The 24,710-nt window shown below is 57.3% G+C and carries 17 protein-coding genes and 7 pseudogenes; 10 read left to right on the top strand and 14 right to left on the bottom strand.

From position 1 onward, the window contains the following. Positions 1 to 155: 155 nt before the first annotated feature. The 4 genes from ehuB to ehuA all read left to right on the top strand — a co-directional run bounded on the left by ehuB (position 156) and on the right by ehuA (position 3,238). The gene (gene ehuB / locus NLY42_RS00895) at positions 156 to 1,040 is read left to right on the top strand and encodes an ectoine/hydroxyectoine ABC transporter substrate-binding protein EhuB (RefSeq protein WP_023756232.1); all 885 of its coding nucleotides are present in this window, start codon (positions 156 to 158) and stop codon (positions 1,038 to 1,040) included. An 87-nt stretch (positions 1,041 to 1,127) separates the two neighbouring features. Next, on the top strand, positions 1,128 to 1,787 hold the full coding sequence (ehuC, locus tag NLY42_RS00890; RefSeq protein ID WP_023756231.1) for an ectoine/hydroxyectoine ABC transporter permease subunit EhuC: 660 nt from the start codon (positions 1,128 to 1,130) through the stop codon (positions 1,785 to 1,787). Then, entirely contained in the window at positions 1,784 to 2,452 is a 669-nt protein-coding gene (gene ehuD / locus NLY42_RS00885; RefSeq protein WP_023756230.1) for an ectoine/hydroxyectoine ABC transporter permease subunit EhuD, read from the top strand. Before ehuC ends, ehuD begins: the two co-directional genes overlap by 4 nt. A gap of 21 nt (positions 2,453 to 2,473) precedes the next feature. Further along, complete coding sequence (gene ehuA, locus NLY42_RS00880; RefSeq protein WP_023756229.1) at positions 2,474 to 3,238, top strand: ectoine/hydroxyectoine ABC transporter ATP-binding protein EhuA; 765 nt, start codon at positions 2,474 to 2,476, stop codon at positions 3,236 to 3,238. Between the two features lie 86 nt (positions 3,239 to 3,324). On the opposite strand, the pseudogene NLY42_RS00875 reads toward ehuA, so the two are convergent. From NLY42_RS00875 to NLY42_RS00865, 3 genes and pseudogenes are all read right to left on the bottom strand, one after another. Next, a pseudogene (locus tag NLY42_RS00875) lies at positions 3,325 to 3,535 on the bottom strand (IS66 family transposase); the annotation flags it as partial. 450 nt (positions 3,536 to 3,985) lie between these two features. Next, positions 3,986 to 4,378, bottom strand: a pseudogene (locus tag NLY42_RS00870) (IS1634 family transposase); the annotation flags it as partial. A gap of 390 nt (positions 4,379 to 4,768) precedes the next feature. Next, a complete protein-coding gene (locus tag NLY42_RS00865) occupies positions 4,769 to 6,151 on the bottom strand; it encodes an amidohydrolase family protein (RefSeq protein ID WP_023756105.1) in 1,383 nt (460 codons plus the stop codon). Positions 6,152 to 7,246: 1,095 nt separating this feature from the next. Between NLY42_RS00865 and NLY42_RS31700 the strand changes: the two genes are divergently transcribed. Together NLY42_RS31700 and kce are read left to right on the top strand one after the other, a co-directional pair. Beyond that, complete coding sequence (locus tag NLY42_RS31700; RefSeq protein ID WP_084779944.1) at positions 7,247 to 7,390, top strand: helix-turn-helix domain-containing protein; 144 nt, start codon at positions 7,247 to 7,249, stop codon at positions 7,388 to 7,390. Positions 7,391 to 7,824: 434 nt separating this feature from the next. Continuing rightward, positions 7,825 to 8,762, top strand: a pseudogene (kce, locus tag NLY42_RS00860) (3,5-dioxohexanoate:acetyl-CoA acetone transferase). A 211-nt stretch (positions 8,763 to 8,973) separates the two neighbouring features. Here the strand turns inward: kce and NLY42_RS00855 are convergent. Next, positions 8,974 to 9,922: pseudogene (locus NLY42_RS00855) on the bottom strand (IS630 family transposase). Positions 9,923 to 10,074: 152 nt separating this feature from the next. Here NLY42_RS00855 and NLY42_RS31695 point away from each other — a divergent pair. Beyond that, positions 10,075 to 10,521 carry a PaaI family thioesterase gene (locus NLY42_RS31695; protein WP_084779948.1) on the top strand — a complete coding sequence of 149 codons (447 nt, stop codon included), beginning with the start codon at positions 10,075 to 10,077 and terminating at the stop codon, positions 10,519 to 10,521. A 197-nt stretch (positions 10,522 to 10,718) separates the two neighbouring features. Here the strand turns inward: NLY42_RS31695 and NLY42_RS31930 are convergent. From NLY42_RS31930 to NLY42_RS00830, 4 genes and pseudogenes are all read right to left on the bottom strand, one after another. Continuing rightward, positions 10,719 to 11,874: pseudogene (locus NLY42_RS31930) on the bottom strand (M20 aminoacylase family protein). An 86-nt stretch (positions 11,875 to 11,960) separates the two neighbouring features. After that, entirely contained in the window at positions 11,961 to 13,334 is a 1,374-nt protein-coding gene (locus NLY42_RS00845; RefSeq protein ID WP_023756110.1) for an aminotransferase family protein, read from the bottom strand. A gap of 514 nt (positions 13,335 to 13,848) precedes the next feature. After that, positions 13,849 to 14,166, bottom strand: a complete 318-nt coding sequence (locus NLY42_RS00835) for an ABC transporter permease family protein (RefSeq protein WP_156933868.1) — start codon at positions 14,164 to 14,166, stop codon at positions 13,849 to 13,851. Positions 14,167 to 14,179: 13 nt separating this feature from the next. Beyond that, positions 14,180 to 15,097: an ABC transporter ATP-binding protein gene (locus NLY42_RS00830; RefSeq protein ID WP_023756113.1), complete on the bottom strand. Its 918-nt coding sequence runs from the start codon at positions 15,095 to 15,097 to the stop codon at positions 14,180 to 14,182. 494 nt (positions 15,098 to 15,591) lie between these two features. On the opposite strand from NLY42_RS00830, the gene NLY42_RS00825 reads away from it, so the two are divergent. Next, a complete protein-coding gene (locus NLY42_RS00825) occupies positions 15,592 to 15,729 on the top strand; it encodes a hypothetical protein (protein ID WP_023756114.1) in 138 nt (45 codons plus the stop codon). A 1,194-nt stretch (positions 15,730 to 16,923) separates the two neighbouring features. Here NLY42_RS00825 and NLY42_RS00820 read toward each other — a convergent pair. Beyond that, complete coding sequence (locus NLY42_RS00820; protein WP_023756115.1) at positions 16,924 to 17,808, bottom strand: beta-keto acid cleavage family enzyme; 885 nt, start codon at positions 17,806 to 17,808, stop codon at positions 16,924 to 16,926. A 199-nt stretch (positions 17,809 to 18,007) separates the two neighbouring features. Next, positions 18,008 to 18,922: a LysR substrate-binding domain-containing protein gene (locus tag NLY42_RS00815; RefSeq protein WP_023756116.1), complete on the bottom strand. Its 915-nt coding sequence runs from the start codon at positions 18,920 to 18,922 to the stop codon at positions 18,008 to 18,010. A gap of 901 nt (positions 18,923 to 19,823) precedes the next feature. Here NLY42_RS00815 and NLY42_RS00810 point away from each other — a divergent pair. Beyond that, positions 19,824 to 20,804 carry a 3-hydroxyacyl-CoA dehydrogenase NAD-binding domain-containing protein gene (locus tag NLY42_RS00810; protein ID WP_023756117.1) on the top strand — a complete coding sequence of 327 codons (981 nt, stop codon included), beginning with the start codon at positions 19,824 to 19,826 and terminating at the stop codon, positions 20,802 to 20,804. A gap of 999 nt (positions 20,805 to 21,803) precedes the next feature. On the opposite strand, the pseudogene NLY42_RS00805 reads toward NLY42_RS00810, so the two are convergent. The 3 genes and pseudogenes from NLY42_RS00805 to NLY42_RS31925 all read right to left on the bottom strand — a co-directional run. Next, positions 21,804 to 21,989: pseudogene (locus tag NLY42_RS00805) on the bottom strand (IS66 family transposase); the annotation flags it as partial. Positions 21,990 to 22,033: 44 nt separating this feature from the next. Continuing rightward, positions 22,034 to 22,294: an IS66 family insertion sequence element accessory protein TnpB gene (tnpB, locus tag NLY42_RS00800; RefSeq protein WP_353622731.1), complete on the bottom strand. Its 261-nt coding sequence runs from the start codon at positions 22,292 to 22,294 to the stop codon at positions 22,034 to 22,036. Positions 22,295 to 22,586: 292 nt separating this feature from the next. After that, positions 22,587 to 22,859, bottom strand: a complete 273-nt coding sequence (locus NLY42_RS31925; protein ID WP_502882210.1) for a transposase — start codon at positions 22,857 to 22,859, stop codon at positions 22,587 to 22,589. 128 nt (positions 22,860 to 22,987) lie between these two features. On the opposite strand from NLY42_RS31925, the pseudogene NLY42_RS00790 reads away from it, so the two are divergent. Next, positions 22,988 to 23,814, top strand: a pseudogene (locus NLY42_RS00790) (IS110 family RNA-guided transposase); the annotation flags it as partial. Between the two features lie 108 nt (positions 23,815 to 23,922). Here the strand turns inward: NLY42_RS00790 and istB are convergent. After that, positions 23,923 to 24,699 carry an IS21-like element helper ATPase IstB gene (gene istB, locus NLY42_RS00785; protein WP_023699544.1) on the bottom strand — a complete coding sequence of 259 codons (777 nt, stop codon included), beginning with the start codon at positions 24,697 to 24,699 and terminating at the stop codon, positions 23,923 to 23,925. Between the last annotated feature and the right edge of the window lie 11 nt (positions 24,700 to 24,710).

Genomic DNA, 24,710 nt, shown 5'->3' with positions numbered 1-24,710 from the left:
CGCCTCTTGACAACCGTTTTATTAGCGCGTCAATCTCGCCCAGAGTTTCGGCATAGGCAAAAACATTTCGTACAAGGAAAACGATAGCCCCTTCCGATTTCTCGTCACATTGGGGTTTTTTCCGGCATGACAGCCCAATCAGAGGCAGAATTAAGATGAAAAAGTGGCCGTGCATCGAAGGCGGGAATGGTTTCTTCAGGCATGTTTTGCTGAAGGGCGCAGTTGCTCTGAGTGCGGCAGCGGTTGTAGCAGGCTCTCTGGCCGCACCCGCCGCGGCAAACTCGTTGCTCGACAAGATTAAAGCAGGGGAGCCAATCCGCATCGGCTACTCTAACGATGCGCCTTGGGCCTATTCTGGAGACAACAACGAACCGCAAGGCATAGGCAATACGGTTGTGCTAGCGGTTTTGAAAAAGCTCGGCGCTACCAAGTTCGAACCGGTCGTGACCGAATGGGGCTCGCTGATTCCCGGTTTGCAAGCTGGCCGCTTCGATCTTATTTCTGACGGCATGTATGTCCGGCCTGAGCGCTGCCGAAACGTGTTGTTCACGGAACCGTACGCTGCTGTCACAGATGCGCTGGTCGTGCCAGCAGGCAATCCAAAGGGACTGACTTCGTTGGAAGACATCCGTGACAAGGGTGCGACTGTTGTGACGGGGTCTGCCTTCGCATCTCTTAAGAATGCGCGTGACGCCGGCATCTCGGATGAACAAATCATGCAGGTTCCAGGCTATGCGGAGATTATTCAGGCTATGAAGGCCGGTCGAGTTGATGCTGGGGTCGGCGACTATTTGGGTCTGAAGAAAGCTATTCACAATGATGAAAAGCTTCAGCTGGCCACTTCAACCTCCAAACCCAACCAGACGGGGTTTCCCGCTGTCGCCTTCCCGCTCGATGATCGCGCTTCGGTCGACGCCTTCAACGCGGCTTTGAAGGAATACGTCGGCTCGGCTGAGATGCTAACGGCGGTTGGCAATGACGGGTATGATAAGTCGCTGTTGCCAGGCGACGCCAAAACCGCTGATCTCTGCAAAGGTTGAAGCGAAACCGAGGCGGCGTTCTGCGCCTGATCGCTTTCCGGGCGTCGGAAGGCGGTCAGGCAGAACTGCAAGGAAGAATGCAATCAGATGCTCGATTTCAGTATTGCGGCGCTCGCCAGGGGTGCCATGGTAACCGTCATCTTGACCTTCGCGGGATCCCTCGTAGCGATTGCACTGGGCCTAATCGTAGGCCTTTTGCGGGTTTCCAGTCATTGGCAGCTGCGCTGGTTCGGCATTGCATACATAGAATTCTTTCGCGGAACGTCTCTTCTAGTGCAGCTCTACTGGTGGTTCTTTGTCTTGCCAGTATTCAATGTTTTCTTATCGCCTTGGACCGTGGCAATTTTGGGCCTTGGCACTAATGTCTCCGGCTATGGGGCCGAACTACTGCGCGCCGCCATTCAGGGCGTTGACCGAGGACAATATGAAGCGTCAACGGCACTGAACTACAAGCGCACGACTATGATGCGCCGCATCATACTACCTCAAGCGATCCGCGCCGCGCTGCCAGCCTGGGGCAATTTGCTGATTTCACTGCTTAAAGGCACCTCGCTCATTTTCTTTATCACCATAACCGAGTTCACAACCGCCACGAAGGTGGCGGCCGATGCCACAGGGAACTACCTGCTGCTTTTTGCCGTGGCGCTGTTTGGCTATTACCTCATCGCGCGCAGCGTCATCACCCCCCTCCAGGGTTTGTTAGAGCGCCGCTTTTCGCGCGGCTTCGTGCGGGAGGCACTAGTGTGAGAGTTTGGGACTGGTCTATCGTTTGGGAGGCATTGCCTTATCTCTATCGCGGTGCGATCGTTACTGTTGAAGCAACGATCCTCGGGTTTGCCATTGCGTTGGTGCTTGGTCTGATCTTCGCGCTCATTCGCCAGTCGCCAAACCGCCATGTGTCAAGAGTAATGGGGGAGATCGTTGAATTCATTCGCTCGACTCCGCTGCTGCTCCAAGTGTTCTTCGTCTATTATGTTGGTCCACAAGTGGGCATTGTTATCTCGGCCTGGACGGCTGGCATAGCTGTGCTCGGTATCCACTACGCAGCCTATTGCTCAGAGGTCTACAGAGGCGGCATCGAGAATGTAGACGGCGGGCAATGGGAAGCTTGCACAGCCCTTAATCTGTCGCGGCAACGGACGTGGCTCACTATCATCCTTCCGCAGGTGATCCCGCCAATTGTGCCCGGCTTGGGGAATTACTTTGTCGGTTTGTTCAAGGAAACGCCGATCCTCGCGGCAATTGGTATTCTTGAGATGCTTCAACAGGCAAAGAACTTTGGTGCCGAGAACTACCGCTATATCGAGGCGATTACCCTCGTTGGAGTGTTCTACCTGGTGTTCAGCCTGATGGCTTCTGCGGTCGTGCAAGCCGTCAGCTTTTGGATGAACCGTCGTTACCATTTAGGATAAAGGTCCGCTGTGAACAAGCCTATGGTCCGCTTCGAGAACGTCACAAAACGCTACGGCCCGCTGACTGTGCTGAACGAGCTCAATCTCGACATTGCGCGCAATGAGAAGGTCTGCATCGTCGGTCCTTCGGGCTCGGGGAAGACTACTGTATTGCGCATGTTGATGACGCTGGAACGCATAAACGAGGGTGTGATCTGGGTTGATGGCGAGCCCCTCACGCACATGGAGAAGAATGGCCGGATTGTGCCGGCGAATGAACGTCATGTCAGGCGTGTGCGTGGCAAGATTGGGATGGTGTTCCAGCATTTCAATCTTTTTCCTCACATGACGGCGCTGGAAAACTGCATGGCGGCGCCTATTTCAGTGCTTGGCCTAGCTGAGAATGAGGCAGAGGCGCGAGCCACTGAACTGCTTGGTATGGTAGGGCTTGGCGATAAGAAAAATCATTTTCCTATCCAGCTTTCGGGCGGGCAGAAGCAGCGAGTGGCAATCGCCCGCGCGCTTGCGATGCGGCCCAAGGTGATGTTGTTCGACGAGGTGACGTCGGCGCTGGATCCGGAACTTGTCGGGGAAGTACTTAACGTCATACGCAACCTCGGCGCGGAGCATGACCTCACCATGCTGATGGTCACACACCAAATGGGCTTCGCCAAGGAATTTTCCGATCGCGTCTGTTTTTTCCACGGCGGCAAAATTGTTGAACAGGGTCCACCAAATCAACTCTTCGGCGACCCACAGAACGAACGGACGCGACAATTTCTCAGCGCCGTTCTTGACGCAGGATAGGCGCCGGCTCCAGTTAAGAGTAACCGGTGTTGTCAGGCCACGGCCTTGAGCCTTTTGATGTAGGCCCACGGCAGGTGATCGTCGATCTAGCTGTTGGGGTGGCCGTTGACGATTCTGGTGAAGACGTCGGCGAATAGACGAGCGGCTAAACGCCGTTCAGCTTGCAAGGTTTCGATCAGCGAGGCGATGATGGCCCATGTTCGGCGCCGCTCTGAGCCTGAGAATACCGCATTCTTGCGGTTGAGCGTTGAGCGCGATCGGACGGATGGAGCGCTCGACCACCTTGCTGTCGATCTCGGTCCAGATTGCGTGATGCGTATTCGCCCGATATCAGCTTGAACATCGAAAAATCGCCAGGTCGTCGTTACGACCTCCTCATATGGTTAGTAACCGCTGGGTTCCGAACGCCACCTTATGCCGTGCGCGCCGGACGTTTCCCAAGATCCTTCAGAATTTCCCGCGATGCATTATGGCCGGGCACGCCGGAGACACCGCCTCCGGGATGACACGACGCTCCGTATTGATAGCGACCTTTGATAGGCGATCGATAGTCCGAATAGTGAGGCACGGCCGCATAAAGAACATCTGATCAAGGGACATGTCCCCGTGATTGATATGGCCATTGGGAATGTTTAGCTGATCCTCGATATCCTTGCCCGACTTAAACACCGCCTTTAAGAATATGTCATTAAGTCAGCATGGTAGGCGCGCGCCGGCGCGTGTTACCACTACATTTTGGGGGTGATCTCAGGCGAGTTGTTCGTCGAGGTTGTGTGGCAGAGCGATGCCAGCTGCCTTGAAGACGTTGCCCACTTGGCCCGTGACGTGAGTTCTGGTTGTGACGATGCGACCATCCTTTTCGATGGTGGCTTCCTGGAGGCGGTCGAGATCGCGTAGGAGCGGCTGCCATTCGGGCGTCAGGCCTTTGGCCCGGCAGAGGCGGCGCAGTTCCTTGCTGAGCACGAGCGCCAGGAACGAGCAGAACACATGCCCGCGGATGGCGGCATCGGATTGGTGGAAGATCGGCCGGGTATTGAAGGTTGCCTTGGCGGCGCGGAACAGGCTCTCGACCTCGAGCAAATCGCGATACCGCAGGACGGCCTGGAGCGGGGTCACCTTCGCGTTGGTCCGCACCACGGTGTGGCGGTGGCCCGTAAGTTGGCGGTCATCCTGCACCGGATGTGGGCCGACGCCACCGAATTCCGCGTTGGAAAGGAAATTGCTACCCCGGCGGCGTGAACCCGCCGCAAACATCGAAGGAGTTAGGAAAGGAGCTTTCGCCCGAACGGGCGATGTCCAGATCGTTCCGTGGGGACGATGGGCGAGGCGATCTCGTTGAGAGACCCGAACCTGCCGCTAAACCCGGCAAGGTCGTGAAACAGATTGAGACACCTCGCTCTCCTGACCCCATCATGCGGCGGCCAAGGCGCCGACCGCGAAGAGAAGCGAGTGACCTGCGGAACGGCCAGGAAAAAAGTACAGGAGCACCTTGACCTCAACCACCCCAATCAGAGAGGACTCTTAGAGAGCTCAGGTAGACAGACTTGCTGCCAGAAGATCGCGCTGGAGCACCGCCTCGGCGAGAATCGCATCCTGATCCATCGTGGTGAGGCGGCCTTTCTCCATCACAATCCTGCCGTCGATTATGACAGTATCGACCGGGATCATCGATGACGACAGCGACAGCAAGATTCCGGTGTCGTCACGCCAGGACAGGTGGGTAATGTCGCGAGCTTCCCTGATCACCACATCCGCGCGCTTGCCGACCGTTAGACTGCCAAGCCTGTCGCCGAGACCCACATTGTTCGCCGCGTCGATCGTCTGCATGTAGAATGGATCAGCGTCGTTTAGTCGTTCTCCGAATGACGCGGAAAGATAAAGACTGAGAAGCCCAGCGATCCCGATCGGATGGATAACGGTTGTGTCGACGCCGAGCGATACGCTTACCCCGTTTTTGTAGAGATACGGGAACCAGCATTTATTCGGCGGGGTTATTCGGTAACCTAACGCATTGTTGGGGCACCACGACAGACCGGGCCTTTTTAGTAGAATGAGCTCAATATCCTTTTCAAATAGGACGTTCATATGCGCCAGCGTTGTGTTGGGATTCAGGGCGCCCAGCCTGTCCATACGTACTGCACCGGTATCGCCCCACTTTTTCTTTTCTTCGACATCGAACTCGGCATTGAATGATTGGTGCTGCCAAAAAATGGCTTTTGATTCAGCCGCCAGTTTCACGGCTTCTCGCGTGAGTTCGTCCGTGGCTGTAGCTTCTCCGTAAAGTCCGACATATCCGTGTACCAGTGCGTTTTCGTCCTTGTTTCGGGCAATCTCGTGCTTCCACTGATCAATGACGCGGCCGGCATCGGCGGGAGCGCGCCTTTTCAGAGCATCGGGCATCATGTGTGGCCAGAGTTCCTCATAAGTCGACAAGTCGTCCCAAGCGAATGGGGCGGAGACCATCGCGCGGACTCCGCACTTGGTCATAGATTCGGCAAAGGCATCCGTCTCGAAAACCGTGCCAGCTTCGAAAAATAGCGTGAACCCGCGCTGCAACATCGAACACGCAGCTGCCGCAGTATACGCAGCAGTAATTGTCGGGTTGGTTGCACTCTTCAGCGTGGAATAATTCACCTTGGTTGCGGCAGTACTATGAGGTGAAAAAGGAGCGCCATGATAGGCCATGGCTGTCATATGCAGGTGCGTCTCGATGAAGCCAGGATGCACCAAAGCGCCCCGAGCATCTATCTTCTGGGCGCTCTCATAAACGGACAATATTTCGGACTCGGGACCAACGCCCACAATGACGCTATCCTTAATGGCGACGGCACCGGGTCGATAGTGCGGCTGATCCCGGTCTCCAGTGAAGACGTCCCCATTCACGACCAGGGTGTCGACAGTTTTTTTTTGCATGATGTAAATCCTAGAGGCTATTTCTTACGTCGGTACCGCAAATCCGATTGCGGAGTTTCATATCGGCCTGCGAAGTGTTCCCGTGGCCGCAATGCCCAGCTTAGTAAGGCGGCCTTATTGAGGGCTGGACTGTGTGGCTCAGCGGATAGGCCAGTTAATCGTGCCGGCGGGAGGCGGTTTGCTCTGCGCCGCTTCTGATGAGATGGCGTCTTTTAGGCATCGGAGCGATCCCTCGTTTTTGTTCTGGCGGCGACCATCCAAGGAAACGAAGAGCCTGGGAAGGCAAGAACTATTATGCGGCGTCTCGTATCATTTTGCGGGGCATGATAATTTGGCTCGGAAGCTATTACGTCGTAACGCACCGGCCGGGCTTGCTCCAAGCTTTGCCGGCGCCTCGTTCCAAGACCTGCGTCGTTGCGCTATGCGTCATGCAAACCCTCCTTGGTGGACTCTGGTCAATCAACCGCGCCTGTCATAACGACCGAAAGTTCACATTACGATCAACCGGACATCAGAGCACAAGCAGTGCCCATCCCGCTCCGGGCCCCGTCGTTTGATGTTTCCCGTCGATCGCACTCTGAAGCACGTTTGCCCACGGCCAACGTTACCAACTCGGCCAATCTGCGTCGGCACTCCGCAAGCAGAATAGTCCCGCGACGTCCGACGCGCTGGGAGCATCTGCAGACGGCACAACGTCTACCATGGCCGCCTGACGCTCCCACACTTTAGCCGTAAAAGTACTGCCACTGGAATAACGGGATGGAGCGATGTTTCATCGGCCCTCCTCAACCATTCAGCGGACGTCCTAGCGGTCGCATGGATTGAAACCTTGTCGTGTCGACAAGAAGGGGAGACGTTATCTCTATGTTCGGCGAGCGGCGTACCCGCCGTACGTAACGCAAGGCACAATGCACATGGGGTCCTCATTGGTTGTGTGAGCCGCCGATGAGGGCAACAATTGATCAACACGGATGAATTTGTTCGCCGCCTGAACGACGGAAGCAGTTTCCGTATTGAGCGTGCCGACGGAAGCGAAGCGACCGGCACATACCGACAACGGGCAGCAGCTACGCCCAATACATTACCGAGCGCAGAATGAAGCGGGCGAGCTTGCTGCTGGAGACGGGCGATACCTCCCTCAAACGGGTTGCCTTCGAGGTAGGCTATGCTCACACCTCCAACTTCTGCACCGCCTTCAGGCGTCAATTTGCTACTACGCCAAAGGGCGCACGCGGGTAGTAGACAACAGGAACTTCTTTGACCCACGCGCGATGCTGCGGGCCTGCCATATATAACGATCGGGCGCAAGAAATCGGCCGTGGCGGCGATGACCGGCGTGGCGCGGCCCGGGATCATCTGGATCACGATATAATCGTGCCAACGCCACATGCAATAAGGCAACCACCGAGTCTCCAACGTTCCGGAGGGCGACCGGTCGCCACAAGGCCCTACCCATAGGCTCGGGCCCGGGGCGGCCGCGGGCGCCCCCCAATCTTGGCCTCCGACCCAGCCGGCTTGGTGGCCAAACATGCAGATCCGTATTCGGCGGGATTGTGATGATATAGGAGATTTGAACCTGATCATAAATCTTCGCCGCTTGGAATAACTTTCGCAGCTCGCGCGCTGAATTGCATTCCTAGTAGATTCATCCAGTAGATCACTGGAGCGATTTCATGCCCGCTGGACGCAAAGTCATCATCACGTGCGCGGTGACAGGCGCGGCGCACACGCCAACAATGTCGCCATATTTACCGATCACTCGGGAACAGATCGCCCAGGAGGCGATCGGTGCGGCGGAGGCGGGTGCCGCGATTGTCCATTTCCACGCCCGCAATCCGGAGGACGGCCGTCCGACACCGGATCCGGACGTATATGCGCTGGCAATCGATCGGGTGCGCCGCGAGCCGAACGTGATCGTAAACATCACGACGAGTGGCGGGCCAAAGGCAACCGTCGAAGATCGGATCGCGGCCGCCCTGCGATTCAAACCGGAGCTGGGCCTCCCTCAACATGGGATCGCTTTCCCCCTACGGACGGCAGAAGATCCTCGACAGGTTCGAAGTCTGGCAGCACCCTTGGGAGCAGGAGCTGTTCTTGGGCGCACCGTCCCGGGTCTATCCCAATACCGAGGAGATCATCACACGGACAATCAAGGAAGTCGGTGCCGGCGGCACACGCTTCGAATGTGAATGCTACGACGTGGGGCATTTGTACAACGTCGCCTACTTCGCAGAAATGGGCCTGCCGACGCCGCCCTTCATAATACAAACAGGTTTCGGGTTCAGCGGCGGGATCGGGCTCGATGCCGACAACATAACCCACATGCGCAACGTCGCCGACCGGTTGTTCGGCGCGGATTACCGCTGGTCGGTGCTTGCGCCCGGAAAGCACCAGTTTCGGCTATGCACTATGGGCGCAACCATGGGCTCCAACGTGCGGGTAGGGATGGAAGACAACCTCTACCTCGAGAAAGGCACGCTCGCCCGCTCCAATGCAGAGCAAGTGGCGCGGATGCGGGACATCCTGACCCTTTTGTCCCTTCGACATCGCGACCCCGGACGAGGCCCGGCAGATGCTCGGGCTCAAAGGGCAGGGGCGTGGCGTTGGCTGAGATGCGAAAGGTGGTAGCGCGCGCGACGATCACCGATGCTGTTGAAGTTTGCAAGGCACCAAACACGGCTAAGGCTCTCAAGAGCTACAGCCGATTCCTATCGACCTCCGGCCATTCTTTCCTCCTTTTTATTGATCGGCCAGCGGCAACCCGCCGGGCGATCAATCTTCCGCTTCAGATCAGAGCCTGCCGAGCCTAGAGCAGAATCTGATCACTCAGGCTCGTATCCTGCGGCGCAGAAGTAGTTTGAGCACTCCTCGGCGGTGAAGCGTGGCAAGGCGTCGCGGATTGCGTCCCAAAGCTCGGGGATGTTGCGTGCGGCGGCTTTCCTGAGGATCGACTTCAGCTTGGAGAAGGCATTCTCGATCGGGTTAAAGTCGGGGCTGTAAGGCGGTAGGAAGAGCATTCGCGCGCCGGCCGCTTCGATCGCTTGGCGGGCGGCGGCGACTTTGTGAGCGGGCAGGTTGTCGAGGATGACGATGTCACCAACTCGAAGCGTAGGCGCCAATACATGCTCGGCATAAGCGGCGAACCATTCACCCGTCATCGGTCCGTCGAGGACCATCGGCGCAGTCATGCCCGTCAGGCGCAATGCGCCTGTAAAAGTAGTCGTTTTCCAGTGCCCGTGCGGGATCGGAGATCGGCACCGCATGCCCCGCTTTGCCCGTCCACGCAGGCGAGCCATCTTCGTCGATGCGCCGGTCTCGTCGATAAAGACCAACCGTTCGGGATCGAGATCAGGCTGGGCCTTGAACCAGGCGCGTCGCCGCGCGAGCACGTCGGGCCGATCCTGCTCGCTGGCGTGCGCTGTTTTTTTTGAAGGTCATCGAGTGACGGTCGAGAAAGCGGCCAGATCGTGCTCGGCGCGAACACGACCGCATGCTCCGACCTGAGAAATTCAGCCAACTCGACCAGTTGATGTCGTCCTGACCTTCGATCACCGCTAGGATCGTATCCCGGTAGGCTTCGATCCGCTGGGAGCGCTTGTCTCCGCCTTGGGGCTTTGCCCGCGTCGCGCCGCTCTCTCGTCATTCGCGGACCCAGCGGACCGCGCTTGCCGCGGCAACACCGAAACGATCCGCCGCAGCCCGCCGCGACAGGCCACTCTCAACCGCTGCGATCACTCGCCAACGCAAATCCTCCGATATGGCTCTAACCATGCCTGCTGGCCTCCATCCCCAGCCGACATGATGAATCAGATATTCTCCCCGATGGGAATCCCTCGCGATTCCATCAGGTCAGATTATGCTCTAGCTATGGCTGGCTTTGCCACCGCAATTGACGCTGAGCGCTTATGTGAGGGGGAGTGCCAATGACCGAGAAAGCAACGTTTAATCCCATCCGGACCCGGGGCCTTGGAGCGACGAGGACATCAGGTGCATGCCGACCCGAGGGTTTCAGAAGACTCTTCGGATTGAGCTCGACGAGGTCTCCCCGGAATGTATCACCGCGCATATCGACATCGAGGACCGGCACATCAATTCTGTTGGCGGGTGCACGGCGGAATACTTATGTCACTTGCGGACAGCCTCGGCGCGATGGGGCGTTGCAAAATCTCGGTTCGACGCAGAAAACGGCGACGCTCGAATCCAAGACGAATTTTGTGCGCCCGTGCGCTGGGGCGAGAGTTACCGCAGAATGCCGACCGATTCACTTGGGCCGGCAGATATCGGTATGGCAAACAGTTCTGCGGAACGAAGACGGGAAGATCTGTGCATATGTCTGGCAGACGCAAATCCACATCGATTCCGCGACTTAATTAGCTCGGATCGGACATGGCAAAACGGCGTCTGGAAGGAATGCATCCAGCCCGACTCGCAGGTTTGAGTCAGCCGCGAGACTTAAATCGCCTATGCGCGCTCTTCGGTATCGTAAGGCAGGTGTCGGGCAACAGTCGGGCGTTCCCCAGGCCTTAAACGTCTACTTTGTTGAATGTACCAGCCGTCAAGGCTAGTTTCATTCTCTGGTCACCAGATCGACCCATAGCGCGAAGCCGATTGGCAGGGCGTTATCGTTGAAGTCGTATTCGGGATGGTGAAGGGAGGCGGTCATGCCGTTGCCAATAAAGACGAAGGCTCCGGGACGGGCCTTCAGCATGTAGGAGAAATCCTCCGCAGCCATTATAGGTGCGTTGTCGCGCTGCACCCCCGCATCTCCGGCAACGCGTACCGCAGCGTCACCTAGAATGCGGGCCTGGACGGGATGATCGACGGTCGGCGGGTAGCCACGGCGATACTCGATTTCGGCCTCGGCACCAAACACCTTTGCGACGGAGGTAGCTATGGCTTGGACGCGGCTTTCGATCTTGTCGCGGTTGGTCTCTGACAAGGTGCGGACAGTGCCCTTCAGTACGACCTCGGACGGGATGACGTTGTAGGCATCGCCAGCGTGGATCGACGTGACCGAGAGCACGACCGGGTCAATGGGGTCGACGCTCCTTGAGACGATGGTATTCAGTGCGCTGATCACGTGTTGGTGATTGAGATCGGATCGATGGTTTCGTGGGCCGCGCAGCGTGTCCGCCCTTGCCGAGGATCTTGATATCGAAGCGGTCTGATGCGGCGAGCATGACGCCGCTCGACAGGGCGAAGGTACCGACGTCCATTCCTGGCATGTTGTGGAGTGCGTAGACCTCCTCGATACCAAAGCGTTCGAAGAGGCCGTCCTCGAGCATTACCTTCGCGCCGCCACCCCCCTCTTCCGCAGGCTGGAACATCGCCACCAAGGTGCCGGAAAACGCGCGCGAAGAGGCTAGATGCTTCACGGTGCCAAGCAGAATCGCGATGTGCCCGTCATGCCCACAGGCATGCATCCGTCCTTTGGTAGCCGAAGCATAAGGCAGCCCGGTCGTCTCAAGGATGGGTAGAGCGTCCATGTCGGCACGGATGCCGATTGTGCGACTGGCCGGTGCGTCTCCACCCCGGATGACTGCAACGACCCCGCTTCGACCGATGCCGGTCGCGACCTGGTCACATCCGAAACCGCGGAGGAGGTCGGCGACGTGTGCGGCAGTGCGATCTACATCGAACAGAAGCTCGGGATGGCGGTGAAAGTCGCGGCGCCATGCGGTCGCTGCTGCAATGAGGTCATTGTCCAGCGTTGTCACGGCAATGCGAGCCTGTGGAGGTAGCGGTTGGGGGTCCTGCACATCAAAAGCACCCAACGTGGATTGTGTCTGGCCAGGATCACGAGCGGGCTTCATTGAACCTCGCGCTCAAAGATGCGGAACGTCTCTGTGAGAAGCTCCATGAAGAGATCGATTTCCGGCTCACTGATGATGAGCGGCGGAGCGGCCATGAACCATTCCCCGAACTTTCCGCTCGCCGCGCGGCGGGAATAGATATGGAGGCCAAGATCGCGGGCGATCTCGGAGACGCGGTAAGATGCCTGTCTGGAGGCGGCGAAAATTGCCTTGGTGGCTTTGTCCTCGACGATCTCTACCGCGTTCAAAAGCCCCATGCCGCGCACATCGCCAATAGTTGTGCTTCGGTCCTTCAATGCGTTTAGCTTTTGCCGAAGGATGACGCCCATGCGCTGGGCATTTTCCATCAGATTCTGGTTCACCAACTCACTGAGAACCGCAACTCCGATCGCCGATGAAAGGGGATTGCCGGAATAGGTGTGGCCATGCAAAAAGCCACCAGATTCGACAACCTTGTCGACGATCCAGTTAGGGGCAATCATGGCGCCGAGTGGCGTGTATCCGGCGCTCAAGCCCTTCGCGCAGGCGACGAGATCGGGCAGGGCGTCCGGCCAGTGATGGGCGGCCAGGAAGGTTCCAGTTCTGCCGGCACCACACATCACCTCGTCGAAGATCAGCAGAACACCGTAGCGGTCGCAAATCTTCCGGACTTTGGAATAGTAACTGTTCGGCGCGACCAATGCGCCGGTGGCGACGCCGCCGACCGGTTCCATGATGAAAGCGAGTACCGTGTCGTCACCTTCCGCGAGAACCTGTCTTTCGAGCTCGTCCGCGCAGTGGTCGGCATAGGAGTGGACGTCGTAGCCCTCGGGGATACGATAGTCCAATGGTGCCGGGACCTTCGGCATTATCCGCATAATCGGGCCGAACATCTGGTCCCGATCCGGATCGCCGGTGATCGCAGCGGCCCCGAGGGTCGAGCCGTGATAGCCCGGCATGCGCGCAAGGATCTTCGAGCGTTTCGGTTGACCCGTGACCACGGCGTATTGACGTGCAAGTTTGAGGGTGGCTTCGATGGCCTCCGAACCGCCGGAGACAAGAAAAGTCTGGTCAAATCCCGAGCCCGCAAGCTCCGCGATCATCCTGGATAGCGTTTCGGTCGCCTCACTGGTGAACGCCGTACGGACGACATAGCTAAAGCGCTTCGCTTGGTCGATCATGGCGTCGCGTACGCGCTCGTTGCCATGGCCGATGTTGGCGGCGACCGCGCCGGACGACCCGTCGAGGTAGCGCTTGCCGTCGGTATCCCAGAAGAAGATGCCTTTGGCATGCGAAATCGTTGGCGTTTTGGTGACACCGCGCCCGGCGTAGAACGCCCCTCCGGAAGATTCCTTTTGAACGGGTTTGGGTTGCGTGCTCTGTGTGGACATCTTGCTGCCTTGTTTGCTAATTGGTTTCGGAAGGGAGGCCAGACTATTTACCGGCGCCGCACCTATGCGCGACGCTCACGCCACGACGCATGATTCAAGTGCCTCGCGGACGGAAAGAGCCTCCAACTTGAGAAGAGCTTCCTTCAGACGTACGGCATTCGCCTCGCCGATAATGGGGGTTACGAGAGTTAGGAACTTGGCTTCCACCTCCGCCGGCCCAAAAGCGGCGCCGCCGGGGCGCCAGTCGGAATCTCAGCCTGCTCGGAAAGAGTTTCGCCATTCCGGAGGGTCACGTTGACCATCTTCAACACCTTTTTCAAGGTGACCTTGCCGCTCAGTCTGCCCGGCGGCCCCTGCGCTGCAACAGAATGATCCAGGCATATGAGCGCACAAGAACCGAGGTCCATAACGGGACCAGAACGCAGGCGGCAATCCAGAGGCTGAGCTTGCCGCGTCCTCAACGACCTCCTCATTGGGACCGGCATCATCGAAGAACCGCTCAGGATGCTTCCGTTCATGGTCCTGCCGATCTACGGCGCCCTACGGACCATTCCAAAGGAACTACCCCAGGCCGCCGCGAACCTCGGCGCCCCGCCCGCGCCATGGCAAAGGCAACCGGATATCCAAGCACGAAGGCACCGACCGTCGTCGCCAATGCGATCCAGAGCGTACGCAGCAGAACCTTCAGATAAAGCGGTTCGGTGAACATGCGGACGTAGTTGTCGAGGGTGAAGCCTGGGTTGAACAGGCTGCCGACCAGCATGCGGCCAACCGGGTATAGAAAGCTAAAGAATAAAAGCAGAAGGATGGGCAGCAGCAGCACAGTCGTCAAGAGCGGCGGATATCTACCGCCGGTTCCGGTGACTAAGAGGAGCCGCCCAAAACGTGGCGCGGGGTCGGGACTGATGGGAGAAACATGCCGACTGCTCATCGGCGGTCGCCCTTGCCTGAAAACAGATGAATGGCATCGGCCTCGAACAAGATGTCGACCGCATCGCCGCGCGAGAATGCCGATAGGTTCCGGTTTGCCGGCGCCTGGATATGCAGAGGGGGGCGGTGCGTCCGTCGATGTCGACTAGAAGAATCTGGTGCGTGCCGAGATATATCGACGTGTTGACGGTTCCGGCGATGGCGTTAGGGCCACCCAAGCCACGCGCGGCGAGGGAGATGTTTTCTGGCCGGATGGCAGCCTGCAGCGACAGTCCGGGAGAAACCTCCAGGGCATGTCCGTTGAGAGGCCGAGTCACATTAAGCGTTGAGGCTTCGGTGACTCTGATCTGGTGGCCGAGCTTCACGGATCCGACATATTCGACCGGCAGGAAGTTCATCTTGCCGATAAAATCCGCCACGAACGGAGAGGCTGGCTCGCCGTAGAGGCTGGCGGGGCTGCCGATCTGGGCAATTTGACCGTCGCTCATGACCGCAATGCGGTCCGACATGGTCAAGGCTTCCTCCTGATCGTGAATCACATAGATGACGGTAACGCCAAGACCCTGTTGAAGTGTCTTGATCTCGATCTGCAGCTGTTCGCGAAGTTTTTTGTCGAGCGCGCCGAGGGGCTCGTCCATCAGGAGTACGGGGGGCTCGAAGACCAGCGCCCGCGCGAGGGCAACACGTTGCTGCTGTCCCCCAGACAATTGGGTGGGCATCCGGCTGCCGTAGGCGTCGAGCTGGACCATGGCGAGAGCTTCGCCGACCCGCCGCGCGATCTGCGCGCGATCAATCTTTCGGTGCGGAGCGGGCCGAGACTTGTTATCCCGCAATCCGCGCGTTCTGGTTAACCCGACGCGAGCCCAATGGGACTGCCGAACCGTTTTGCATTCTTGTTCTGCTGCGGTTTAAAAAAAGGCTGCAAAGCGGAAACGCGAAGGCCACCTTGCTCGTCGCGTGCTAAGTCATCTATTTCCTGCTCGAACCGTTGGCCGCCGTTCTCTCCACGGTCTGGCATCCTCCAGATCGCGTGCGACACGGACAAGTGTGGCCTCGTCGCCTAAGCGTCCGACGATCTGAAGGCCGATCGGGAGCCCGTCGGAACTTTGTCCCTTATAGGCTTTTTCTGTCCACTCTTCTGCGGAGATCGCTGGGTGGGTCAGACTGTAAATGCCGCCAGCGGTGGGGGCACGATTGGCTGGGTGGGGGTCAGCAGTCGAAGGCATGGATTGCCTCGGCCACCTGGAAACGCATTCGCCGGAAACCTTCATCTACCTCATTCCAAACCGATGGAGGTTTATTCCAGCCTCGTTCGTAGAGTTTGAGAGTGACCGGCTCCAAAGTATCCGCGCTGATCGTGCGGCCCATGGTCCGCGCCGACGCCGGCAACGGTCTCAGCATCTTCGTAGAACTCGATGACCGCGTTGATGCGAGGATTGACCTCTTCATAAGCCTCTCGGGCTAGGCGCACCAGCTCTGCAGGAGTTACTTCGCCTACATTCAGGAGAGACGCCAAGCCCGTCGCATCTATTTTACGTATTCACTGAGCTTCATCTTCCACGGTCCTGATGTGCTCTATCGATGTGATGTGATGGATACAGGATAGCCGAATGGGTCTCGAACCAGTGAGTGATAAATCTCTCCGTTCGAAACCCAACATTCGGCAGGTGCGTCTCTATAGAAACCCTGCTCTGCAGGTGGTATAAATTTCATCCACTGATCCAGGTCGACCAGCGCTCAAGAACCTTGTCGCGGCATTAGTTACCGACCACTCTCCGGTCATAACCGATAGGGTCAGATCATAACAGCGCGGGCTTGTGCTCGACTTCTCTGTGTCTAACATAACCGCATTAGGCGGCAGAGACCGTTCGGATCGGGATCAGCGTGAACCTTGGTGGACGTCAGCCCGATGTGAGTTTAAGCAACAAACCAGAGTGGGAACACAATGAAGGGTGAAAGTGTTTAGCGCTAAGCCAATCGGGGTCCACTTTCACGACCTTCGACAAATTGTCCGATGATGTGACGAGTGTTGCTGCGAATTTAGGATCAAGAAGCGCCAGCGCATTCTTGTTAGGAACCGCGTAGAACATCTTCTTCATAAATGCTGCGTAAGCTTTCCGGGTGCGTATACATAAAGTTGATAAGAGCCTTGGCGCCAATAAATTTGGCACCCCTTTTGTTATGCTATACGTCTGCGCTTCATAACTCGCTCCATCCCAAGTAAAATGAACTGAAATGCCTTCTTACTGCAAGCGAGACGCGCGTCCGTTCCACATTGCGGAAGCAACCACTTCTCCATTACGGAACACTTGCTGACTTTGGTCGCCCCGGGCATGCGCGACGTTTTTGATCGATACGTCGCTCTATCATTAACTATGGTCTTTACAAGGAGATGGGCTGCAGCTTGAGAACAAGACGCTGAAGCGTCGGGCAAAGGCCAAGCGGACGACGCGACGACGCAGAGCAACCAAGTCTGGGCGAGAGCAGGTCAGAACTGACGTGGGTGAAATCCACCAGTTCCTTCTGACCAGTCTATGGATTCAAAAAGTAGCCTCGCATTAGGTGTCGCAAGGCCAGCATCTTCCCATGCAACGGCGTGCATGCCTGGGCCACCGCCATGGACAATAGTCGTCCAAAGCCTGAGCGACCCTCACGTGCGTTATGATCGAGGTTTCAAGCCAAGCGCTGCACGTGTATCGGAAGCAGATAGAACCTTGGCACCCATATCCTCCACCATGCGCCGGGCTTTCGCTACAAGTTGTACGTTGGTAGCTAGCACTCCGTGTTCGAGATAAAGATTGTCTTCCAATCCGACCCTAATATTTCCTCCCATAAGAACAGCTTGGGAAGCCATTGGAAGTTGCATTGCCCCGAGGCCAAATCCGGCCCAGACGGCATTTGCCGGAAGAGCGTTCCGCATAGCCAGCATAGCGTCGGGCGTTGCCGGAGCCCCGTACTTAACTCCGAGACAGAGTTGGAATAGCAGCGGCTGCGGCATTCTTCCCTCGCCAATAAGCTGCTTAGCGAGCTCAATGTGCCCTAGTTCAAAAACTTCGATCTCCGGCAATACCGATGCGTTTTTGTATTGATCCGCCATCGTTCGCAGCCAAGTCGGAGTCGTGGCGTAAAGCGAGTCGCCAACATTCAGTGACCCGGTATCCAGGCTAGCGATCTCAGGTTTCAGCTCTATGATGTGCTTCATACGCTCGTGCGGGCCTATGCAATCCGTCCCCTCCGCGAACGCCAAAGGTGCGTCGTTTTGACCGAAGACAATTGCCCCACCCATTCCCCCGGTCAAATTGATAATTACGTCGGTATTGCGCCTGCGGATGATCGTGACGAGTTCTCGAAAGAGGCCGATATCGCGACTCCCGACACCGGTTGCCGGGTCGCGAACATGCAAATGAACGATTGCCGCGCCCGCTTCGTGGGCTTCCAGTGCAGAGTCTGCGATCTCTAACGGAGTTACTGGTACGTGCGGGCTTTTGCCCACAACGTCACCGCCACCTGTTACGGCACAGGTGATGAAGGGCGTACGATTCATTGATAACTCCGACAGTGAGGATATCTTAGGTCATAGCGCAGGCCGTCCTATTGCTCTGACGCTCGCCGTTGAACAAGTGAAAGTTTGATAAGAACAGTTGAATCTGAGTCACATCGCTCTTCGCCGGAAAAGCTCTCACGTGAAGCGGTTTGGACGTTATTCCACCGCACCTTGTCGTTCGTTTTCAAGGCCACGGAATTTAGGTCCCTGGCACTCCAATTTTTGTGGTCCCTGGAAGAGATTGAATCCAATGAGCAAAACACAGCGCGCCCTGCGATATCGAACGGCGCTTTGGGGTTAGAAGAATATAAGAGATTTCATCTTCAATCGCAGTTATTGATAATGACACGAGTGTCTTTGCCCGCAGCTGTGATAGTATTACACTTTTCGGCAACAGGGCGACACCTTCGCCGGCCAAACATGCCGCCAACGTTAGATTCCCATCAGAAAAGACTTGGCCTAATTCGGCCTGACCGGCGGGGATTCGGACTTCATCCAGGGCCTTGGTGAACCACAGACCCCAATACCTCTTGTCCTGGTCGTGCAATAAGTTTAGCCTCGAGAAGTCAGCAGGACTTCTATAGTTCATCCGCTGTAGGTAGTGGGGAGAAGCAACGGGTACGGCTGTGCCCTCTAGCAGCGGCGCTGCTATGAAATCTGGAAACTCGGCAGGATTTCCATGCCGAATGGCGACATCGACCGATAGTGGGTCCAAAGCAATGGATGACCTGTCGTATTGGATTGCGACATGCACGTCAGGAAACTTTGCCCAAAAATCATACATTCGGGGCATCAACCAAGCTACAGCAAACATCGGGAGGCATGAGACGCGCACCATTGAGGGCGCTGCGTGACGCTTGAGCAACTGCGTCTCAGCATTTATCTTTTCGAACGCACCACAGATGCTAGTTTTGTAGCGGTCACCCGCTTCGGTGAGGCGAATCCCCCTACCAATGCGTTCAACAAGCGATATACCAAGCCACTCCTCAAGCTTTCTGATTTGGTGGCTGACGGCTGAATGTGTGACGCAAAGCTCTTCAGCGGCCCGAGTGACGCTGGACAGACGTGCTACTACCTCGAATGATCGGAGCGCTTGCATGGGTGGCAGCTTCATATGATGTGTGTATCATTTTCACATATCCGTCGCAACAAGGACCACTCCGAGATGGAGCGAAGAAAGCGTTTGGTTCGCTCGACGTGGGCGATGATGTCTTACGTAGGTGTTAGCCTCGCTGTCTGATCGTGTCCCTCCGGTGAGAGCCGCCTTGTAGGCTGAGGGGTTTTGAGCCCAATGCATGACGCGGCCCGTTACCGGGCCAGAACCAACTAACATGCGGTAGCTGTTCGGAGCAGCTGCACCAACATCCCGCTAACGGCGGCCAAGGCCAGAAGAACAGGACCATTCTCGCGAAACGGCATAGCAAGACACACCTCGGCTCATCCTCCTGGATCGTCAGGATTAGTCAAGCCCCGAGAATTGGAACCGTTCTCTACTAGCGTCCAGCAGCTGCTTGCCAGACGGCGTTCATCATCGCTGCTCGTAGCCGGTCAGGCCTCGGCTGAACGGAAGGCCTTGACGCGATTGACTGACTGATCCGCTCGCTCGTCAATGCGTTGACGGCGGCGGCAATCAATGCCGGATCGACGACAAGCTAGCGTGCATCGTCGCGATCGCATCGGCCAGCATTTTTTGATCGCGCCAATTCTCTTGCACGCCTTGCTGGCAAGAGAATGTCGCCTGCCTCGCGCGGCTCTCCGTAATTTGCCCGTAAACACCTCAAAATGGGTTAAGCGCAAGCTGATTCAGCCGCGATATGTGCATAATATTCACATGTCACCCAACAATATGACATGGTTCGACGCCTTACTCTTGATATTGAATGCCGGGCCAGAGGGGAAGCTGAGATGCACTTCGCGCCAGGGTCGAAAAGCTTGTTCTCCGATCTTCGCGCCTCCAAAGCGAAGCTGATGTCCTCATTCTCATTCATCTGCGTGCGGCTCAACGAGGATAAAAGATGTCAGAAACTGAGACGAAAAGCGCTCGCAACGTTGCGAAGGTTACCTGTGTAGGCGGAGGTATAATCGGAGCCGGCTGGGCTGCGCACTTCATGCGGGCTGGCCTCGACATCGTGGTGTACGACAAGGCCGCTGATGGGGAAACCTTTCTCAAAGAGACTCTTAATCAGGCAATGCCTGCTCTGATCGAAATCGGAATGGCGGAAGGGGCCTCACCCTCACGTGTACATTTCACAAACGATCTCGAAACAGCACTCGAAAATACGAATTTTGTTCAGGAGAGTGCTCCCGAGAATATCGACTTGAAAACTGATTTGATCGCTGAGATCGATGCTCGCACGGCGCCAGACGTTGTTATTGCTTCAAGTTCTTCCGGTTTTCTTGCCTCCGACTTGAGAAGCCGAGCGAAGCATTCTCCTCAGCGCGTTCTGATCGGCCATCCGTTCAATCCGCCCTACCTTATTCCTCTTGTGGAAATTGCAGGAGGCGACGGAGCCCGAAAGGCGGCACTTGACGCAACGGCTTTCTATCGTCTAATCGGATGCGAAGTTGTGGAACTCGATCGAGAGATTCCTGGCTATATCGCTAACCGCATTCAGTACGCGGTTCTCAGAGAGATTTTGTATCTGATGGCGGAAGGCGTAGCCAGCCTCGAAGCGATCGATCGGGCGATTGCTGCGGGTCCGGGTATCCGGTGGGCAGTGATGGGCGCGTCTTCCGTGTTCTACCTTGGAAGGCGCGAGTCCACATTCCGCGAAGGAATGGAAATCCTCGGTCGTGACATGGAGGCTGGCCGCTACATGGCTCCTTCAAGTTTTCAACCCGATCAGGATTTGATGCGGGCGTATGCAGATCAGATTACTAGCAAGATTGGAGCCAATGGTCAGTCAGGGCTAATCGCATTGCGCAATTCTGGAGTCGCCGGAATCCGCAGCGTATTGAAGCGAGTTAGGGACACTCTTGAAAGTCATAATGCATGACTTGGATCAAGACTTGGGATGGAGTTGTCGCGAATGACTGGCTCGACGAGCTCGGCCATGTCAACTTCCTAGTATACCAGGATGTGAAGGAAATACAAGCGCAGGAAATCTTTCGTTCGTTATAACCGAAACGTATGTCTGCGATCTTCGCGAACTAAAGTTGGCCGCGCCTGTTGAGATCCATACGTCACTGCTACCGCGGGGATTCAAAACGGCTCCATCTCATGCACCGCATCCAGAGCGCCAGCACCGTAGCATGTACAGTCGAGACGCTAAATCTTTGTTTCGATCCAGTGCTACGGAAGCCGGCTCCGTTCGATCAGGTCATCAGTAGTTACTTTGAGTCTTTGGGCAGCCCTCCTGATGATGCTCATCCGAAATAAGATACGGACGAAAATCCTCCCAGCCTATGAGGCTACGTTTCCGCTGCGAAAAAGCTGAACCGACTAAATTTAGTTTCTACCACAACTAGAGAGCATGAGGTACTGTGGCGCGATTGGTTACGGAGGCTCCCTGAGCGGGCCGGAACCGCGCCACAGAAAGTGCCCGTTTGGTCGGCCGCAACGTGGCTGCTCCTCAAAACCTCATGCTCCCCAAAGTGCAGGAAGCGATGCATGGCAGTAGCCATGTCCCCTCGCGATCGACATATCGACGGCACGTCAGAGCGAACGCGGGATGTTAGAGCTCGATCATTGCGAGAGCCTAGGTGGGTTGCTCGAAGAGCACGCCGACGATCTCCAGGATTTGCACCAAGCGTGGCAATCCATCTCCTCTGGAGGCGCTCAAGAGGTCGCATGGTGACATACCGTCGGGGTTGAGGCATTCCAGCAGATAATGGCGCCGGGCCGCCACATGCGCTTGAAATAGCGCGTTCCGAACTCATCAACGGCAATAACGAGGCGTCCGTCGTAAGCGATGCGCCCAGGCACCTTGCAAGAGGCCGATGAACATGGAGGATTCGGGCCATGACATTGGAACATGCAAGGGGCGATATGGTCGCTCGAGATACGCAATCCGGGCCTCGGTGTCGGACAGCATGGCCTGCGCGTTGACGGCTTCAGCCCGCCAGTTGGCAGCATCCGCGACCGCCACATCGCGTTCAGCCTGCAACGCCTCACGCTCAGCCAGCAGCGCCACGTAGGCGCTGGCAAGATCCGAGGGGAGCTCAACCGGCTTCGAAGTCATGTGCCGATTGGATCACATTCCATCGTATTTTCAATAAAAAAATGCTACCCAACCCGAGTTGCACGCCACGTTTCCTGAGGGTTGCGCCAGTCTATGCCAGACAAGCGATAACTCAGCTGTGCAGGAGATACTGTCACAGCTCCACCCTCAACTGTCGGCCATATGAAGCGGCCGCGCTCGAGTCTTTTTGTGAACGGGCATGCTCCTTGGCCATCATGCCAAATGACTTTCAAAAAATTTCCGCGTTTCCCCCTGAAGCAAAACAGGTTGCCCCCAAGGGGATTGTGTTTGAGGACCTCCTGCACCCGTAGCGCAAGTAAAGCCACATCTCATGTCGGTGTGGCCTGTGGCTAACCACACACGCACGCCTTCTGTCGGGATCATCGCAGCATTTCCAGCCCCTGCAAGATCCGCAGCAGGACACTGACGTCGACAGTGCGGTCGACGATCACACGCCGACCGTTGGCCCCGACGATTTCCATCCGGCCACCGGTAGACACCGCTTGGCTGGTCGTAACGGGTACTTCAGAGTGCGATCGCGCAGGAGCCGACTCTTCCGGCTCTACATCGTGCAGGCCGGGACCGACAACACCCATGTCAATGAAGGCAATCGGTGGGGTCTCGGACAGCGAGGTTGGCTCGGCCCAATCGCGCTTGCTGGGCTTGTTTCACCCAGATGAACAAGTGGTTCGCGTTCATGTCGTGACGTCGCGCCACAACCGACACCGGATCACCGGACTCCTGCACCTCACGCACTATCGCCAGCTTCTGCTCGACCGTCCAGGAGCGGCGCGTCCGCTGTCGGCCCGCACCTGGCGGCAGCGGCAGAGCCACGGACGTGCTCGCTTCCACCGTCGACGGCCGCTCCATAGCCAGATACTTCATTCACTAAGTGCCCACTTAAACCTAAGCAGATGAGGTGGATGGCTCCCGCTCCCGGCATCTGAGTGCCACAGTGGGTTTGCTGTCAGGCAACCCGAGCAAAGGAGCCATCCGCCATGCAGATTACCACCGTGGGCCTCGATCTGGCCAAGCGCATTTTTCAAGTTCACGCCGTCGACGCGTCTGGAGACGTTGTTGTGCGCAAGGCACTGCGCCGATCGCAAGTTCTGCCGTTCTTCGTCAAGCTACCGCGCTGCCTGATCGGGATCGAGGCCTGCGGGACGTCACATCAGTGGGCTCGAGAACTGACGGAGCTCTCGGCCATGAGGTCCGCTTGATGCCGCCGAGCTACGTGAAGCCTTATGTGAAGCGCGGCAAGAATGATGCGGTGGACGCGGAAGCGATCTGCGAAGCGGTGACACGCCCGACCATGCGCTTCGTGGCGATGAAGTCGGCCGAGCAACAGGCGGCCCTGTCGCTTCACCGCACACGCAATCTTCTGGTCAAGCAGCGCACGCAACTCGTGAACATGATCCGCGGCTTGTTGGCTGAGTTCGGCATCGACATTCCCCAAGGTTTGGAGCGGGCGCTCAGGCTGGCGCACCAGATCGCCGCGAAGGAAGCGACGCCGGAAGTGCCGGCAATGGCAACGCAGGTTCTCGGTCTCCTGTGCGGGCAGGTGCTCGACACCCATGTTCGTCTCCAGGCGATCGACCGTTCGATTAGTGCCCTCCAACGAACCGACGACGTCGCACGACGCTTGTCGACGATCCCCGGTATCGGTCCGGTAGGGGCTACAGCGTTGGCTGCATCCGTTGCCGATCCGGGACAGTTCCGCTCGGGTCGAGAGTTCGCCGCCTGGCTTGGGCTGACACCTTCGCAAAACTCGAGCGGCGGAAAGGACCGTCTCGGGCACATCACCAAGATGGGCGACCGGTATCTGAGTGCGTATTTCGCAAAAACGGGACAGTCGTTCCGCTAAATCGCGGACAGCAGTTTCACTAACTCGCGGACAGCAGGATGGGGTCAGCCCTCGGTTGCCTGGTTGAACTCATTTGCGATTGATTTCGCCGTTTTCGGCGCCGGTCAAGAGCGGCGGTGTTTTTTGCTTTCTCATGCTGTCGCCTTCGAGGGTGAGGCGATGGGCGTTGTGGATGATCCGGTCGAGAATGGCGTCGGCGATTGTCGGCTCGCCGATCATGGCGTGCCACTGGGCGATCGGCAGTTGCGCGGTGATCAGCGTCGATTTCCGGCGATAGCGCTCCTCGAAGATTTCCAGCAGATCGAGACGCTGCTGGTCGGTTAGGCTGTGGGTGCCCCAGTCGTCAAAGATGAGCAGTTGCACCCGAGCCAGTTTGTCGATGAGACGGGGAAAGCGGCCGTCGAGACGCGCCAGGGCGAGATCCTCGAACAGACGCGGCATGCGCAGGTAGAGCACGGAATGGTCGAGCCGGGCGGCCTGACGTCCGAAGGCGCAGGCCAGCCAGGTCTTTCCGGTGCCGGTCTGCCCGGTGATGATGAGGTTCTCATGCGCCTTCAGCCAGGCGCCCTGGGCCAGCGACAGCGTATTGCGCCGGTCGAGCCCACGATGCGCGGCGAAGTCGATGTTCTCGATGCAGGCGTCGACAAAGCGCAGCCTGGCAACGGCGAGACGGTTGGTCAGACGCTTGTCGGCACGCATGGCGGCTTCACGATCGAGCATCAGGCCAAGCCACTCGTCGCGACTGAGATCGTCGGCGTTGCTCTGGTCGGCCAGGTCCCGATAGGCGGCGGCCATTCCGCCAAGGCCGAGAGCCTGCATCTGGTCGAGGGTTGGATGTGTCAGCATGGTTGGTTTCC

Origin of the sequence: Mesorhizobium sp. C372A (assembly GCF_030323245.1) — a bacterium.
In the GTDB taxonomy this organism is placed as follows: Bacteria; Pseudomonadota; Alphaproteobacteria; order Rhizobiales; family Rhizobiaceae; genus Mesorhizobium.
The sequence above is the reverse complement of the archived record's forward strand: the minus strand, read 5'-3'. Positions and strand labels throughout refer to the sequence as shown.